The organism is Kitasatospora sp. NPDC004745, from assembly GCF_042873275.1.
GTDB lineage: Bacteria > Actinomycetota > Actinomycetes > Streptomycetales > Streptomycetaceae > Kitasatospora.
In genome coordinates this window covers 1-15,937 of the sequence record NZ_JBIALK010000057.1, presented here as the reverse complement: position 1 = coordinate 15,937, position 15,937 = coordinate 1, and the positions used below count along the sequence as shown (strand labels likewise).

The 15,937-nt window shown below is 75.7% G+C and carries 4 protein-coding genes and 1 pseudogene; all 5 read left to right on the top strand.

Features of this window, described 5'->3' with window-relative positions; all coding sequences use genetic code 11:
* The coding region (locus tag ACFYUY_RS39850; protein WP_387908379.1) for an SDR family NAD(P)-dependent oxidoreductase at positions 1-3,906 on the top strand (3,906 nt) is incomplete at its 5' end.
* A 16-nt stretch (positions 3,907-3,922) separates the two neighbouring features.
* Positions 3,923-9,574 (top strand): SDR family NAD(P)-dependent oxidoreductase, encoded by a 5,652-nt coding sequence (locus ACFYUY_RS39845; RefSeq protein WP_387908382.1) that lies wholly within the window; start codon positions 3,923-3,925, stop codon positions 9,572-9,574.
* A gap of 55 nt (positions 9,575-9,629) precedes the next feature.
* A pseudogene (locus ACFYUY_RS39840) lies at positions 9,630-13,064 on the top strand (type I polyketide synthase); the annotation flags it as partial.
* A 139-nt stretch (positions 13,065-13,203) separates the two neighbouring features.
* Positions 13,204-14,694 carry an FAD-dependent monooxygenase gene (locus tag ACFYUY_RS39835; RefSeq protein WP_387908377.1) on the top strand — a complete coding sequence of 497 codons (1,491 nt, stop codon included), beginning with the start codon at positions 13,204-13,206 and terminating at the stop codon, positions 14,692-14,694.
* On the top strand, positions 14,691-15,937 hold a 1,247-nt coding region (locus ACFYUY_RS39830), incomplete at its 3' end, for an FAD-dependent oxidoreductase (RefSeq protein WP_387908375.1). The genes ACFYUY_RS39835 and ACFYUY_RS39830, both read left to right, overlap by 4 nt.

Below are 15,937 nucleotides of genomic sequence, written 5' to 3'. Positions count from 1 at the left end.
TGGACCACCGGCACACCCCTCACCCACACCACCACCCACACCAACCACACCCCCCTCCCCACCTACCCCTTCCAACACCAACACCTCTGGCTGGAAAGCGAGTTGCCGAAGGGCACGCCGTCGGCGCTGGGCCTGGCCCCGACCGACCACCTGTTCCTCAAAACCGCCACCACCCACCCCGACGGCACCACCACCTACACCGGCACCCTCAACCTCACCACCCACCCCTGGCTCACCGACCACACCATCCACGACACCGTCCTCCTCCCCGCCACCGCCCTCCTCGACCTCACCCTCCACGCCGCCCACGACCTCCACCACCCCCACATCGAAGAACTCACCCTCCACACCCCCACCCCCCTCACCACCACCCCCACCCAACTCCACCTCACCGCCACCCCACCCCACGACCACACCCGCACCCTCACCATCCACACCCGACCCCACACCACCAACCCCCACACCCCCTGGACCCACACCGCCACCGCCACCCTCACCACCACCGGCCCCGACACCGACCTCCCCACCGACAACACCTGGCCCCCCACCCACACCACCCCCATCCCCCTCACCCACCTCTACGACGACCTCACCACCCACGGCTACACCTACGGCCCCACCTTCCAAGGCCTCACCCACGCCTGGAAGAACCACACCACCCTCCACGCCACCACCACCCTCCCCACCACCCAAACCCCCACCCACACCACCATCCACCCCGCCCTCCTCGACGCCGCCCTCCACCCCCTCCTCACCACCACCGACCACACCACCCTCCACCTCCCCACCACCTTCACCCACACCACCCTCCACACCACCCACGCCACCACCCTCCACACCACCCTCACCCCCCACCCCACCAACCCCAACACCCACACCCTCACCGCCACCGACCCCCACGGCACCCCCGTCATCACCACCACCCTCACCACCACACCCACCACCCCCACCCACCTCACCCACACCCTCAACACCCTCAAGGCGGCAACGGCGGACGCCCCGCAGCTCCTGGAGACCGCCTGGACCGAACTCGCCCTCCCCGCGGGCGCCGTGGCACCGCAGGCCCTGGCCGTACTGGGCGAGGGTGCGGCCGATCTGCTCCCGGCCGAGCTGACGGTCCGACAGTTCCCCGACCTCGCCGCACTCCTGGCCGAGGCGGACCGGCCCGGTACGGTGCTCGCCCGGATCCCCGACCGGACCGGGGACGCCGACCTCCCCGAAGCCGTCGCCCGGACGGTCGCCGCCACCCTCGAACTGCTCCAGCAGTGGCTCGCCGAACCGGCCCGCGATGACGTCCACCTCGTCCTGCTCAGCAGCGGCGCCGTCGCCGCCACCCCCGGCGAACACCTGCTCAGCCCGGCCGCCGCCTCCGCCTGGGGGCTGGTCCGCTCGGCCCAGGCCGAGCAGCCGGACCGGATCACCCTCCTCGACCTGGACGAGCACCCCGTCACCGCGACCACCGCCACCACCCTGGTGTCCGCCCTCGCCACCGCGCGCGACAGCGGCGAGACCCAGCTCGCCATCCGCAACGACAGGCCGTACGCGCCGCGGCTCGTCCCGAGCGCCCCCGCGCTCATTCCTCCCGCCGACGCGCCCACCTGGCAGCTCGACATCGTCGAGAAGGGGACGCTCGACAGCCTCGCCCTGGCGCCCGGAGAGCTGGACCCGGAGGAGGAGCTACCGCCCGGTCACGTCCGGGTCGCCATCCACGCCGCCGGCCTCAACTTCCGCGACACCCTCATCGCCCTCGGCCTCTACCCCGACCACGACGCCCCCTTCGGCAGCGAAGCCGCCGGCACCATCACCCACACCGCCCCCGACATCACCCACCTCCACCCCGGCGACCGCGTCTACGGCCTCTTCCCCGGCGCCATCACCCCCACCACCACCACCGACCACCGCTACCTCGCCAAAACCCCCACCCACCTCACCCACACCCAAGCCGCCACCACCCCCGTCGTCCACCTCACCGCCTACCACGCCCTCAAACACCTCGCCAACCTCCAACCCCACCACCACCTCCTCATCCACGCCGCCACCGGCGGCGTCGGCCTCGCCGCCCTCAACATCGCCCAACACATCGGCGCCACCATCCACACCACCACCAGCCCCCACAAACACCACCACCTCACCCAACGCGGCATCCCCACCACCCACATCCACAACAGCCGCAACACCACCTACGAACACACCATCAACACCACCACCCACCACACCGGCATCGACATCGCCCTCCACTCCCTCACCCACGAACACACCGACGCCACCCTCCGCCTCCTCCAACCCCGCCACGGCCACCTCATCGACATCGGCAAACTCGACATCCGCGACCCCCACACCACCCACCGACAGACCGGCGTCACCTACACCCACTTCGACATGCACCAAACCGGCCCCGACCACATCCACCACATGCTCCAAGAACTCACCCACCTCCTGGAGCAGGGAGTGCTCGAACCGCTCCCGGTCACCGCGTGGAGCGTCGCGGACGCCTCGACGGCGCTCCGGCACCTGGCCTCCGGCCGCCACATCGGCAAGCTGGCGCTGACCATCCCCCAGCCCCTCGACCCCGAGGGCACCGCCCTCATCACCGGCGGCACCGGCACCCTCGGCGCCCACATCGCCCGCCACCTGGTCCAACGCCACGGCATCCGCCACCTCCTCCTGCTCAGCCGCCAGGGCGAGCAGAGCCCGGGCGCCCCCGAGCTCAGGGCCGAACTCGAAGCGCTCGGCGCCACCGTCACCGTCCTCGCCGCCGACGCCGCCGACGCCCACCAACTGGCCGCCGCCCTCGACACCATCCCCCACCACCACCCCCTCACCGCCGTCATCCACGCCGCCGGCGTCCTCCACGACGCCACCCTCGACACCCTCACCCCCCACCACCTCACCACCGTCCTCCACCCCAAGATCAACGCCGCCTGGAACCTCCACCACCACACCCGCCACCACAACCTCGCCGCCTTCGTCCTCCTCTCCTCCGCCGCCGCCACCCTCGGCACCCCCGGCCAAGCCAACTACGCCGCCGCCAACGCCGCCCTCGACGCCCTCGCCCACCACCGCCACACCCACGGCCAACCCGCCACCTCCATCGCCTACGGCCTCTGGCACGACACCAGCACCCTCACCACCAACGCCGACCACACCCGGCTCGCCCGCTCCGGAACGCGCCCGCTGCGGACGGAGGAGGGCCTGGCCCTGCTGGACGCGGCGCTGGCCGGCGCCCGGCCCGTCGTCACGGCGCTGCCGATCGTGCCGGGTGCCGCCGGCGCCCGGGTCCCCGCCCTGCTGCGCAGCGTGCTGCGGCCGCCGCTGCGGCGGGCGGCCCCGGCCACGGTGACGTCGGGCGGGCCCTCACTGGCCGACCGGCTCGGCCCGCTCAACGCGGCGGCCCGACGGAACCTGGTGCTGGACCTGGTGCGCGGCGAGGCGGCCACCGTCCTCGCCCACCCCGACCCCAGCAGGCTCGGCGCCGACCAACCCTTCAAGGACCTCGGCTTCGACTCCCTCACCGCCGTCGAACTCCGCAACCGCCTACGCACCGCCACCGGACTCCACCTCCCCACCACCCTCGTCTTCGACCACCCCACCCCCGAAGAACTGACGGTCCGCTTGCTGGAGGAGCTGGACGTCCCCGAGCGCTCCGACGGCGCGGGCGGAACGGGCGGCGCGGCGGAGGAAGCGCAGCAGGGCCCGCAGCACGCGGAGGCGGTCGCGCTGGAGGCGGCGCTCGCCGGGGCCGTGGCCGCGGGCACCACGCTGCCGGGCCCGGCGCTGGCCCGACTGCGCGGCCTGCTGGGCCAGTTGGCGGAGCCGTCCGGCGGCGCGGCGGCGGCCCCGGAGCTCGACGTGGCGAACGCCACCGAGGAGGAGCTCTTCGCCCTCATCGACGGCGGCCGGTCCTGACGGACCGTCCACTGCACTGACCGAGAAGCAATCCGAGGAAGGCACAGGCGACATGGCTGACGAACAGAAGCTCGTCGAATACCTCCGGCGGGCGACCGCGGACCTCCAGGACACCCGGCGGCTGCTCCAGGAGGCGCAGGACCGGGACCACGAGCCGATCGCGGTGGTCGGCATCGGCTGCCGCTACCCGGGCGGGGTGCGGTCGCCGGAGGAGCTGTGGCGCCTCGTCGCGGACGGCGTGGACGCGATCGGCCCGTTCCCCGACGACCGCGGCTGGGACCTCGACGCGCTGTTCGACGCCGACCCGGAGCACTCGGGCACCTCCTACGTGCGCGAGGGCGGGTTCCTGCACGGCGCCGCCGACTTCGACGCGGAGCTGTTCGGGATCAGCCCGCGCGAGGCGCTGGCGATGGACCCGCAGCAGCGGCTGTTCCTGGAGACGGCGTGGGAGTCGCTGGAGCGGGCCGGGCTCGACCCGGCCGGCCTGCGCGGCTCCCGCACCGGGGTGTTCGTCGGCGCCTCCTCGCACGACTACGCCTCCCGCACGCCCACCGTGCCGGCCGCCGTGGAGGGGTACGTCATCACGGGGGCGGCCGCGAGCGTGCTCTCCGGCCGGGTCTCCTACGTGCTGGGCCTGGAGGGACCGGCACTGACTGTGGACACCGCCTGCTCCTCGTCACTGGTGACGATCCACCTGGCGGCCCAGTCACTGCGCCGAGGGGAGTCCGAACTCGCCCTGGCGGGCGGGGTGGTGGTGATGTCGACGCCGAACATCTTCGTCGAGTTCAGCCGGCAGAAGGGCCTGGCGCCGGACGGGCGCTGCAAGCCGTTCGCGGCCGGTTCGGACGGCACCGGCTTCGCCGAGGGCGTCGGCGTACTGGTCCTGGAGAAGCTGTCGGACGCCCGCCGCAACGGGCACCCGGTGCTGGCGGTGCTGCGCGGCTCCGCCGTCAACCAGGACGGCGCCAGCAACGGGCTGACCGCCCCCAACGGGCCGTCCCAGCGCCGGGTCATCCAGGAGGCCCTGGCCGACGCCGGGTTGACGCCCGCGGACGTCGACGTCGTGGAGGCGCACGGCACGGGCACCACGCTCGGCGACCCGATCGAGGCCCAGGCCCTGCTGGCCACCTACGGGAAGAAGCGCGAGCACCCGCTCCTCCTGGGCTCGATCAAGTCGAACATCGGTCACACCCAGGCCGCGGCCGGCGTCGCCGGGGTGATCAAGATGATCGAGGCCTTCCGACACGGCGAACTGCCCCGCTCCCTGCACCTGGACGCGCCCTCCCCGCACGTGGACTGGACGGCCGGAGGCGTCGAACTCCTCGCCGAGCACCAGCCCTGGCCCGACACCGGACGCCCCCGCCGCGCCGCCGTCTCCTCCTTCGGCATCAGCGGAACCAACGCCCACCTGATCCTCGAACAGGCCCCCGCCACCGAACCCACCGCGCCGGTAGAACCCACAGAGGTATCGGACACCCCGCTGATCTGGCCCGTCTCCGGGCACACCGGGCCCGCCCTGCGCGAACAGGCCGCCCGGTTGCGCGCGCACCTGGACACCACCACCGCCCGCCCCGCGGACACCGCCCACGCACTCGCCACCACCCGCACCGCCCACCCCCACCGCGCCGCCGTCGTCACCACCGACCCCACCGACCTACGCGACGCCCTCGACGCCCTCGCCGAAGGACGGACGCACGGCGCCCTGTTCACCGGGACGGCCGGGACCACCGACACCCGCACCGTCTTCGTCTTCCCCGGCCAGGGCTCCCAATGGATCGGCATGGGCCGCGCCCTGCTCACCCACTCCCCCGCCTTCCGCGACCACATCCACGCCTGCGCCGACGCCCTCACCCCCCACACCGACTGGAACCTCCTCGACGTCCTCCACCACCACCCCCACGCCCCCACCCTCGAACGCGTCGACGTCGTCCAACCCGTCCTCTTCGCCGTCATGACCAGCCTCGCCCACACCTGGCAAACCCACGGCATCCACCCCGACGCCGTCCTCGGCCACTCCCAAGGCGAAATCGCCGCCGCCTACACCGCCGGCGCCCTCACCCTCGACGACGCCGCCACCATCGTCGCCCTCCGCTCCCAAGCCATCACCACCATCACCGGCCACGGCGGCATGCTCTCCATCCCCCTCCCACCCCACCGGATCCCCCTCACCCCCGGCCTCGCCATCGCCGCCACCAACGGCCCCACCACCACCGTCATCAGCGGCGACGCCACCCAACTCGACACCCTCCAACACCACTACACCACCACCGGCATCAACGCCCGCCGCATCCCCGTCGACTACGCCTCCCACAGCCACCACGTCGAACCCCTCCACCACCACCTCACCCAACTCCTCGCCCACATCAAGCCGCGTCCGTCGACGGTGCCCTTCTACTCGACCGTCACCGCCGAGCCCATCGACACCACGGAGCTGACCGCCGACTACTGGTACCGCAACCTGCGCCAGACCGTCCGGCTGCACGAGACGGTGACCAGGCTCCACCGCGACCGGCACACCCACTTCATCGAGGTCAGCCCGCACCCGGTGCTGACCTACGCCCTCCAGCAGACCCTGGACGACCTGGGGGCGGAGGGCACCGCGGTGCACGGCACGCTGCGCCGGGACCAGGACGACCACGCCCAGTTCCTCACCGCCCTCGCCACCGCCTGGACCACCGGCGCCCCCCTCACCCGCTGGAGCACCCGCCACCACGCCCCCACCCACACCGACCTGCCCACCTACCCCTTCCAGCGCACCCGGCACTGGCTCCAGGTGCCGGCCGGGGGCGCCAGCGGCGGGCCCGGGCTGGAGCCGAGCGGGCACCCGCTGTTCACCGGCGCGCTGCCCGTCGCCGAGGACGGCACCCTGGTGCTGACCGGGCGGCTGTCGACCGCCGAGCAGCCCTGGCTCGCCGACCACGCGGTGCTGGACGCGGTGCTGCTGCCGGGCACCGCGCTGGTCGAGGCGGCGCTGCACGCGGGCGCGGCGGTCGGCCTGCCGGAGCTGGCCGAACTCGCCCTGGAGGCGCCGGTGCCGGTCGGCCCGGGCGAGACGCTGCAGCTGCAGCTGCGGGTCGGCCCGCCGGACGGCACGGGGCAGCGCCCGATCGGCGTGCACTCCCGGCCGCAGCGCCCGCAGGGCGCGGAACCCGCCGAGTGGACCAGGCACGCCTCCGGCCTGCTCGGCCGGCCCGCCGAGGACCGGCCCGCCGAGGACCGGCCCGCCGGGGACCGCCCCGCCCCACCGGCCGGGGTCTGGCCGCCGCCGGGCGCGGAGCCGCTCGACCTGACCGGCCACTACGAGTTGCTGGCCGCCCGGGGCTACGTCTACGGGCCGGCCTTCCAGGGACTGACCGCGGCCTGGCAGCAGGGCGACGAGCTGTACGCCGAGGTCAGGCTGGACGCCGAACCGGGCGGCTTCGCCGCTCACCCGGCGCTGCTGGACGCGGCCCTGCACGTCCTGGTGCTGGCGGCGGCCGGGGAGCCGGACGGCGACGCGGACGGCGTGCGGCTGCCCTTCGCCTGGCACGGCGTCACACTGCGGGCCACCACGCCGCGGGCGCTGCGGGTGCGGGTCTCCCGGCTGGACGGCGAGGCCGCCTCGGTGGTGTTCCTGGACGGGACCGGCACCGAGCTGGGCGCGGTGGCCCGGCTGGAGTTCCGGCGGATCTCGCACGCCCAGCTGGCCCGTGCGGTGGGGCGTGCCGGGGACGCGCTGTTCCGGCTCGGCTGGACCGCGCTGCCGGTCGGCCCCGTCGCCGCCGCCGACCGCCCGTGGGCCCTGCTCGGCGCGGAGGTCTCCGGCCTCGCCGAGGCGCTGGCCGAGGCGGGCGTCACGACCGTGCGCCACCCCGACCTCGCGGCCGCCCGGGCCGCCACCGCCGACGGCGCCCCGCTGCCCGCCGCCTTCCTCGCTCCGCTCGGCGGAACAACCCCCGGGGACGGCTCCTCGCCACTGCCCGCCGCCCACGCGGGTGCCCGGCGGGCGCTGGCGACGGCCGCCGAGTGGGCCGGGCAGGACTGGACCGGTGACGCCGTCCTGGTCGCCGTGACCACCGACGCGGTGGCCACCGGCGGGCAGGACCGGATCGCACTGGCCGACTCCCCGCTCTGGGGCCTGCTGCGCAGCGCCGTCAACGAGCACCCGGGCCGGTTCGCGGTGGCCGACCTGGACGGCCTGCCCTCCTCGGTGCGCGCCCTGCCGGCCGCCCTGGCCGCGGCGCTGTCCGCCGGGGAGCCGCAGCTGGCGGTGCGCGACGGCGCGGCCCTGGTGCCGCGGCTGGCCCGGGCGGCGGACGGCGGGGCGGACGGCGGGGCGCCCGCCGCCCTCGACCCCGAGGGCACGGTGCTGATCACCGGCGGGACGGGCCTGCTCGGCCGCCTGGTGGCCCGGCACCTGGTGGTCCGCCACGGCGTGCGCCACCTGCTGCTGACCGGGCGCAGCGGCCCGGACGCCCCTGGGGCCGCCGAGCTCGCCGAGGAGCTGTCGGCGCTCGGCGCCAGGGTGCGGATCGCGGCCTGCGACGCGGCGGACCGCGAGGCGCTGCGGGAACTGCTGGCCGCCGTGCCGCCGGAGCACCCGCTGACCGCCGTGGTGCACTCGGCGGGCGCTCTGGACGACGGCACGCTGGAGTCGCTGACCGCCGAGCGGCTCTCGGCCGTGCTGCGGCCCAAGGCGGACGCGGCCTGGCACCTGCACGAGCTGACGGCCGGCCTGGGCCTGGCGGCCTTCGTGCTGTTCTCCTCGGCGGCCGGGCTGGCGGGCGCGCCGGGCCAGGCCAACTACGCCGCGGCGAACACCTTCCTGGACGCGCTGGCGCAGCACCGGCACGCGCTCGGGCTGCCGGCGGTCTCGGTGGCCTGGGGCCGCTGGGCGGACGGCGGCGGTCTGACGGAGCACCTGACGGCGGCGGACCACGCGCGGATCGCCCGCAGCGGCTTCGCGGCGATCCCGTCGGCGCTGGGCCTGGAGCTGCTGGACCTGGCGCTGGCCTCCCCGGAGCCGCTGCTGCTGGCGGCCACCCTGCACTCGGCGGGCCTGCGGTCGGCCGGGGCGGTGCCGCCGGTGTTCCGGGAGCTGGTGCGGACGGCCGGTCGGCCTGCGGGCGGCTCCGACGGCGGGCGGTCGCTGGCCGAGCGGCTGGCCGCGGTCCCCGCCGAGGAGCGGGACGCCGTGGTGCTGCGGCTGGTGCGCGGGGAGGTCGCGGTGGTGCTCGGTCACGCCGACCCGTCGGCGGTGCCGGTCGAGCGCTCGTTCAAGGAGCTGGGCTTCGACTCGCTGACGGCGGTGGAGCTGCGCAACCGGCTGGGCGCGGCGACGGGCCTGCGGCTGCCGGTGACCCTGGTCTTCGACCATCCGTCGTCCGGCGCGCTGGCCGGCTTCCTGCGGGCGGCGGCCGAGCCCCGGCCGGGGGCCGAGGCGGACCGGCTGCTCGCGGAACTCGACCGCCTGGACGCCGCGTTGGCCGCGGCCGGGCTGGACGAGGCGGGCCTGGGAAGGGTCGCCGTGCGGCTGGAGGCGCTGCGCGGCCGGTGGGGCGCGGCGGCACCGGCCGGGGGCCCGGAGGACCAGGAGGCGGTCAGCGCGTCGATCCGGGACGCGGATCTGGACGGGCTGATGGCGTTCATCGACACCACGCTCGGCCGCTCCGGCCCGGCGGATCACTGAGCCCTGACGGAACGGAAGAGGCGACGAAGCGATGACGGACAACCGGCAGCAACCGGACCAGCAGAAGCTGGTCGACTACCTGAAGTGGGTCACCGAGGACCTGCACCGCGCCCGCCGCCGGGTCGCGGACCTGGAGGCGGAGCGCAGCGAGCCGATCGCCGTGGTGGCGGCGGCCTGCCGCTTCCCCGGTGGGGTGGCCTCGCCGGAGGAGCTGTGGCGCCTGGTCGCGGACGGCGTGGACGCGATCGGCCCGTTCCCGGAGGGGCGCGGCTGGGACACCGCCAACCTGTACCACCCGGACCCGGACCACCGGGGCACCGCGTACGCCCGCGAGGGCGGGTTCCTGTACGACGCGGGGGACTTCGACGCGGCGTTCTTCGGGATCAGCCCGCGCGAGGCGCTGGCCACCGACCCTCAGCAGCGGCTGTTGCTGGAGCTGGCCTGGGAGGCGCTGGAGCGGGCGGGCATCGCGCCCACGTCGCTGCGCGGTTCGCGGACCGGCGTGTTCGCCGGGGTGATGTACGACGACTACGGGGCGCGGCTGTACCCGGCGGTGCCGGAGGGCTTCGAGGGGTGGATCGGCAACGGCAGTGCCAGCAGTGTGGCGACCGGCCGGATCGCCTACACGCTGGGCCTGGAGGGCCCGGCGGTGACGGTGGACACGGCGTGTTCCTCCTCGCTGGTGGCGGTCCACCTGGCGGCGCAGTCGCTGCGTTCGGGTGAGTCCGCGCTGGCGCTGGCGGGCGGGGCGACGGTGATGGCGACGCCGGGGGTGTTCACCGAGTTCAGCCACCAGCGCGGCCTGGCGCCGGACGGGCGGTGCAAGCCCTTCGCGGCCGCCGCGGACGGCACCGGCTGGGGTGAGGGCGCGGGCCTGCTGGTGCTGGAACGGCTGTCGGACGCCCGGCGCAACGGGCACCCGGTGCTGGCGGTGCTGCGCGGCTCGGCCGTCAACCAGGACGGCGCCAGCAACGGGCTCACCGCCCCCAACGGTCCGGCGCAGCAGCGGGTGATCCGGGCCGCGCTGGCCAACGCCGGGCTGACCGCGGCGGACGTCGACGTGGTGGAGGCGCACGGGACGGGCACCACGCTCGGCGACCCGATCGAGGCCCAGGCGATCCTGGCCACCTACGGGCAGGACCGTGAGCTGCCGGTGCTGCTGGGCTCGGTCAAGTCCAACCTCGGGCACACCCAGGCCGCGGCCGGCGTCGCCGGGGTGATCAAGATGATCGAGGCCTTCCGGCACGGCGAGCTGCCGCGCACCCTGCACGTGGACGCGCCGTCCCCGCACGTGGACTGGACGGCCGGGCGGGCCGAGCTGCTCACCGGGCACCGCCCCTGGCCGGCGACCGGACGGCCCCGCCGTGCCGCCGTGTCCTCCTTCGGCATCAGCGGCACCAACGCCCACCTGATCCTCGAACAGGCCCCCGCCGCCGAACCCGTGGAACCCGCCGAGCCCACCGCGGCCGCCGCACCCGCGGCCGGGGAGGACGGCCCGCAGGTCTGGCTGCTCTCCGCCCACTCCCCGACCGCGCTGCGCGCCCAGGCCGAGCGACTGCACACCCGCCTCGGCACCGGCGCACCGGCCGACCCGGCCGCCGTCGCCCGCACCCTGGCGACCGCCCGCGCGCCGCTGGCGCACCGGGCCGCGGTGGTCTCGGCCGACCCGGCCGCCCGGCTGGAGGCGCTGGCCGCGCTGGCCCGCGGCGGGGACGCGCCCGCGCTGCTGCGGGCGGGCGCGAAGGGCCCGGTCCCCGGCCGGACGGCTTTCCTGTTCTCCGGGCAGGGCAGCCAGCGCCCGGCGATGGGCCGGGAGCTGTACGAGGCCTTCCCCGCGTACGCGGAGGCCTTCGACGCGGTGGACGCGGCGCTCGCCCCGCACCTGGGGCGGCCGCTGCGCGAGGTGGTGTTCGCGGAGCCGGGCAGCCCGGACGCCGATCTGGTGCACCGCACGGTCTGGACGCAGCCCACCCTGTTCGCCGTCGGCACCGCCCTGTTCCGGCTGCTGCAGTCCTGGGGAGTGCGGCCCGAGCTGGTCGGCGGGCACTCCGTCGGGGAGTTCACGGCCGCCCACGCGGCGGGCGTCCTGACCCTGGAGGACGCGGCCGCGCTGGTCGCCGCCCGGGCCCGGCTGATGGAGGCGCTGCCGGCGGGCGGGGCGATGGTCTCGGTCCGCGCGCCGGAGCGCCAGGTGCTCGCCTCGCTGGCCGGCTACCGGGACCGCGTGGCGATCGCCGCCGTCAACGGCCCGGCCTCGACGGTGATCTCCGGTGAGGAGCGGGCCGTCACCGAGATCGCCGAGCGGTGGCGGGAGCTGGGGCGCCGGACCCGCCGGCTCCAGGTCAGCCACGCCTTCCACTCGCCCCTGATGGACCCGGTCCTGGACGAGTTCGCCAGGGTCGCCGAGGGGCTGGCGTACGCGGCGCCGCGCATCCCGCTGGTCTCCAACCTGACCGGGGCGCTGGCCGAGCCCGAGCTGCTCGCCTCGCCCGACTACTGGGTGCGGCACGTGCGCGAGGCCGTCCGGTTCCACGACGGGCTGCGCACCCTGGTGGCCGAGGGCGTCGGCCGGTTCGTCGAGGTCGGGCCGGACGCGGTGCTCGCACCGCTGGTCCAGGAGGCGCTGGCCGCCGACCGGCCGGGCGCCGAGGTCGTCCCGCTGCTGCGCCGGGAGCGCCCGGAGCGGGCGGCGCTGCTCGGTGCGGTGGCCCGGCTGCACGTCGGCGGGGCCGCGGTGGACTGGGCGGCCGTCCACGGGCCGGGCCCGGCGCCGCTCGCCGACCTGCCGAGCTATCCCTTCCAGCGCCGGACGTACTGGCTGGACGCCGCTCCCGCCCAGGCGCCGGCCCCGGCCGAGGACCGGTTCTGGGCGGCCGTGGAGGCGGGCGCTCCGGCGCTCGCCGAGCTGCTCGGCACCGGGGGCGCCCCGGACACCCCGGCCCGGGACGGCGCCCCGGCCGAAGGGGCCGACGAGGCCGACGGGGCCCTGGTCGCGCGGCTGGCCGCCGTCCTGCCGGAGCTGGCGGCCTGGCGGCGGCGCGTCGCCACCCCGGCAGCGGCCCCGCCGGCAGACCCGCTCGGCGGGGATCCCGCCGAGCCCGCCGGCGAGGACGCGGGCGGGCGGCTGCGCGCGGACCTGGCCGGGCTCGCCCCGGCCGAGCGCGAGGAGGCGCTCGTCGCCCTGGTGCGGCTGCACGCGGCGACGGTGCTGGGCCACGACTCCCCGGAGGAGCTGGGCCTCGCCGAGCCCTTCCTGGAGGCGGGCTTCACCTCCTTCACCGCCCTGGAGCTGCGGACCAGACTGGCCGGGCTGCTGGACACCGACCTGCCCGCGGCCCTCGCCTACGACCACCCGAACCCGACCGCGTTGGCCAGGGAGCTGCTCCGGCTGCTGCCCTGGGAGAGCCTCGGCGGAGCGGTCTCCGAGCCGCTGGCGGCGGCGGTCTGCTCGGGGGCGGCGGCGGGCGCGGGGGAGCCGGCCGGAGTTTAGCCGCCGCAAAGGCCCGGTTTGGCCGCCCGGTCGAGGCTCGGGGGAGGCACCGCACGTCCGCGGTGCCTCCCCCTCCCCCGTTTCGGCGCGCCGCTGCGGCGCGCCCGGGGGACTCCACCTGAACGAAGGAGCCCCGCCCGTGAGCCAGAGGGTCGTCATCGCAGGCGCCGGACCGACCGGACTGCTGCTCGCCGCCGAACTGCGGCTGGCCGGCGTCGACACCGTCGTGCTGGAGCGGCTGCCGGAGCCGAGCGGCGAGTCCCGGGGCCTCGGACTGCACGTGCGCAGCATCGAGATCCTGAACCAGCGCGGCATCGTCGACCGGTTCCGCACCCCGGAGACCGAGGCGTGGCCGGCGATGCACTTCGGCCTGTTCTGGCTGAAGCGCCCGGAGGGCCCGAAGGAGGACTACACCCTCGCCGTCCCGCAGTGGCGCACCGAGCACGCGCTGGAGGGCTGGGCGCGCGAACTGGGCGCGGAGATCCGGCGCGGCCACGAGCTGACCGGCTTCACCCAGGACGCGGACGGCGTGGCCGTCGAGGTCACCGGGCCGGACGGGCCGTACCGGCTGGACGCGGCCTACCTGGTCGGCGCGGACGGCGGCCACAGCAGGGTGCGCAAGCTGGCCGGGATCGGCTTCCCCGGCTCCGGGTCGGCGTTCTACGGCGTGCTCGGGGACGTCGTCGTCCGGGAGGGCGAGACCGTCGCCTACTCGGCCGAGCTCCACCCGGGCGGCTGGATGGCCACCGTGCCGATCGAGAACGGCCGCAAGCTGCGCCTGATGACCACGGAGTTCGACCAGGAGCGGCCGGGCGACGACGTCCCGGTGAGCGACGACGAGCTGCGCGAGGCGATCAAGCGGGTGACGGGCACCGCGCCCGACTTCGAGGAGACCACCTGGCTCTCCCGGTTCGGCAACTCCACCCGGCTGGCCGACCACTACCGCGACGGCCGGGTGCTGCTGGCCGGCGACGCCGCGCACGTCCACTACCCGATCGGCGGGCAGGGGCTGAACACCGGTCTGCAGGACGCGTTCAACCTGGGCTGGAAGCTCGCGGCGGCGGTCCAGGGCCGGGCGTCCGAGGGCCTGCTGGACAGTTACGAGGCGGAGCGCCGGCCGGTGGGGCGCCGGGTCTGCGTGAACACCCAGGCCCAGGTGTCGCTGCTCTACCCGTTGGAGAAGATCACCCCGCTTCGCGAGATCTTCGCCGAGCTGGTGAAGTTCCCTGAGGTCAACGACTTCCTGCTGCACCTGGTGACCGGCGTCGGCACCCGGTACGAGATCCCGCTGCCCGAAGGCGCCGGCGAACCCCACCCCCTGCTCGGACTGCTCGCCCCCGACCTCGAACTCACCACCCCCGACGGCCCGGTCAACCTCACCGAACGCCTCCACCCCGGCCGCGGCCTCCTCCTCCACCTCACCGACGGCACCACCCAGCCGCCCGACACCACCGGCTGGAACGACCGCATCGACACCCTCACCGCCGCACCCCACCCCGACCTCGACACCACCACCCTCCTCATCCGCCCCGACGGCCACATCGCCGCCGCCACCGACCACCCCACCACCCTCCACCACGCCCTCACCACCTGGTTCGGCGCCCCCTCGACCGCCGGCGGTGCCGTATGACGGCCGGTCTGCCGGTGGTGATCGCCGGCGCCGGGATCACCGGACTGTTCACGGCCGCCGAACTCGACCGCGCCGGTGTGCCGGTGGTGGTGCTGGAGCGGTCCGCGCCGGGTGGCCGGACCGCCGCCGGGGTCGCGCTGAACACCGCGGCCGTCGGAGCGCTGGAGCGCCGCGGCCTCTACGCCGAGCTGCGCCCCCAGGCCCTGGCCCTGCCGCAGGTGCACTTCTCGCTGCTGTGGCTGGACCCGGACCGGGCCGGCGGCCGGGCCCGCTACCCGCACCTGCTGCCGCAGGCCCGGGTGGAGGAGCGGATCGAGGCGTCCCTGGGCGCCGGGGTGGAGATCCGGCGCGGACACCGGGTCACCGGGCTGACCCAGCACGCGGACCGGGTCCTCGTCGAGGTCACCGGTCCGGACGGCGGGTACGAGCTGGCCGCGTCCCACCTGGTCGGCGCGGACGGCCCGCGCAGCGCCGTCCGCACCCTGGCCGGCATCCCGTTCCCGGGCGAGGCCGCCGGGTCCACCGGCCTGGTCGCCGACGTCCGGGTGGACTTCGCGGCGGTGCCGCCGGAGGTGTTCGGCGCCCGCCACTTCGAGCGGGGGCTGTCCATGGGAGCGCCGGTCGGGCCCGACCGGCTGCGGCTGATCACCACCGAGTTCGGCCGGCCGCCCCGGGAGGACGCCTCCACGCCGGTCACCGGCGAGGAGCTGGCCAAGGCCGTGCTGCGGATCGCCGACCTCGACCTCGGCCCGCTGGAGCCGCTCTGGTCGGGCCGCTTCGACGACGCCGCGCACCAGGCCGAGCGCTACCGCGACGGCCGGGTCCTGCTGGCCGGCGACGCCGCCCACGTCCACTACCCGCTGGGCGGGCTGGCGCTGAGCACCGCGCTGGAGGACGCGCTGAACCTGGGCTGGAAGCTGGCCGCCACGGCGCGCGGCACGGCGCCGCAGGGGCTGCTGGACAGCTACCACGACGAGCGTCACCCGGCCGGCCGGGCCGCCCTGCGGGCCACCCGGGCGCAGACCGCGCTGCTGCACCCGGTGGAGCGGATCGGTCCGCTGCGGGAAATCCTGCGCGAGGTGGTGGCCTTCGACGGCCCGAACCGCTTCCTGGTGGACCTGGCGGGCGGGGTCGGCACCCGGTACGACATCCCGCTGCCCGAAGGCGCCGGCGAACCCCACCCCCTGCTCGGACTGCTCGCCCCCGACCTCGAACTCACCACCCCCGACGGCCCGGTCAACCT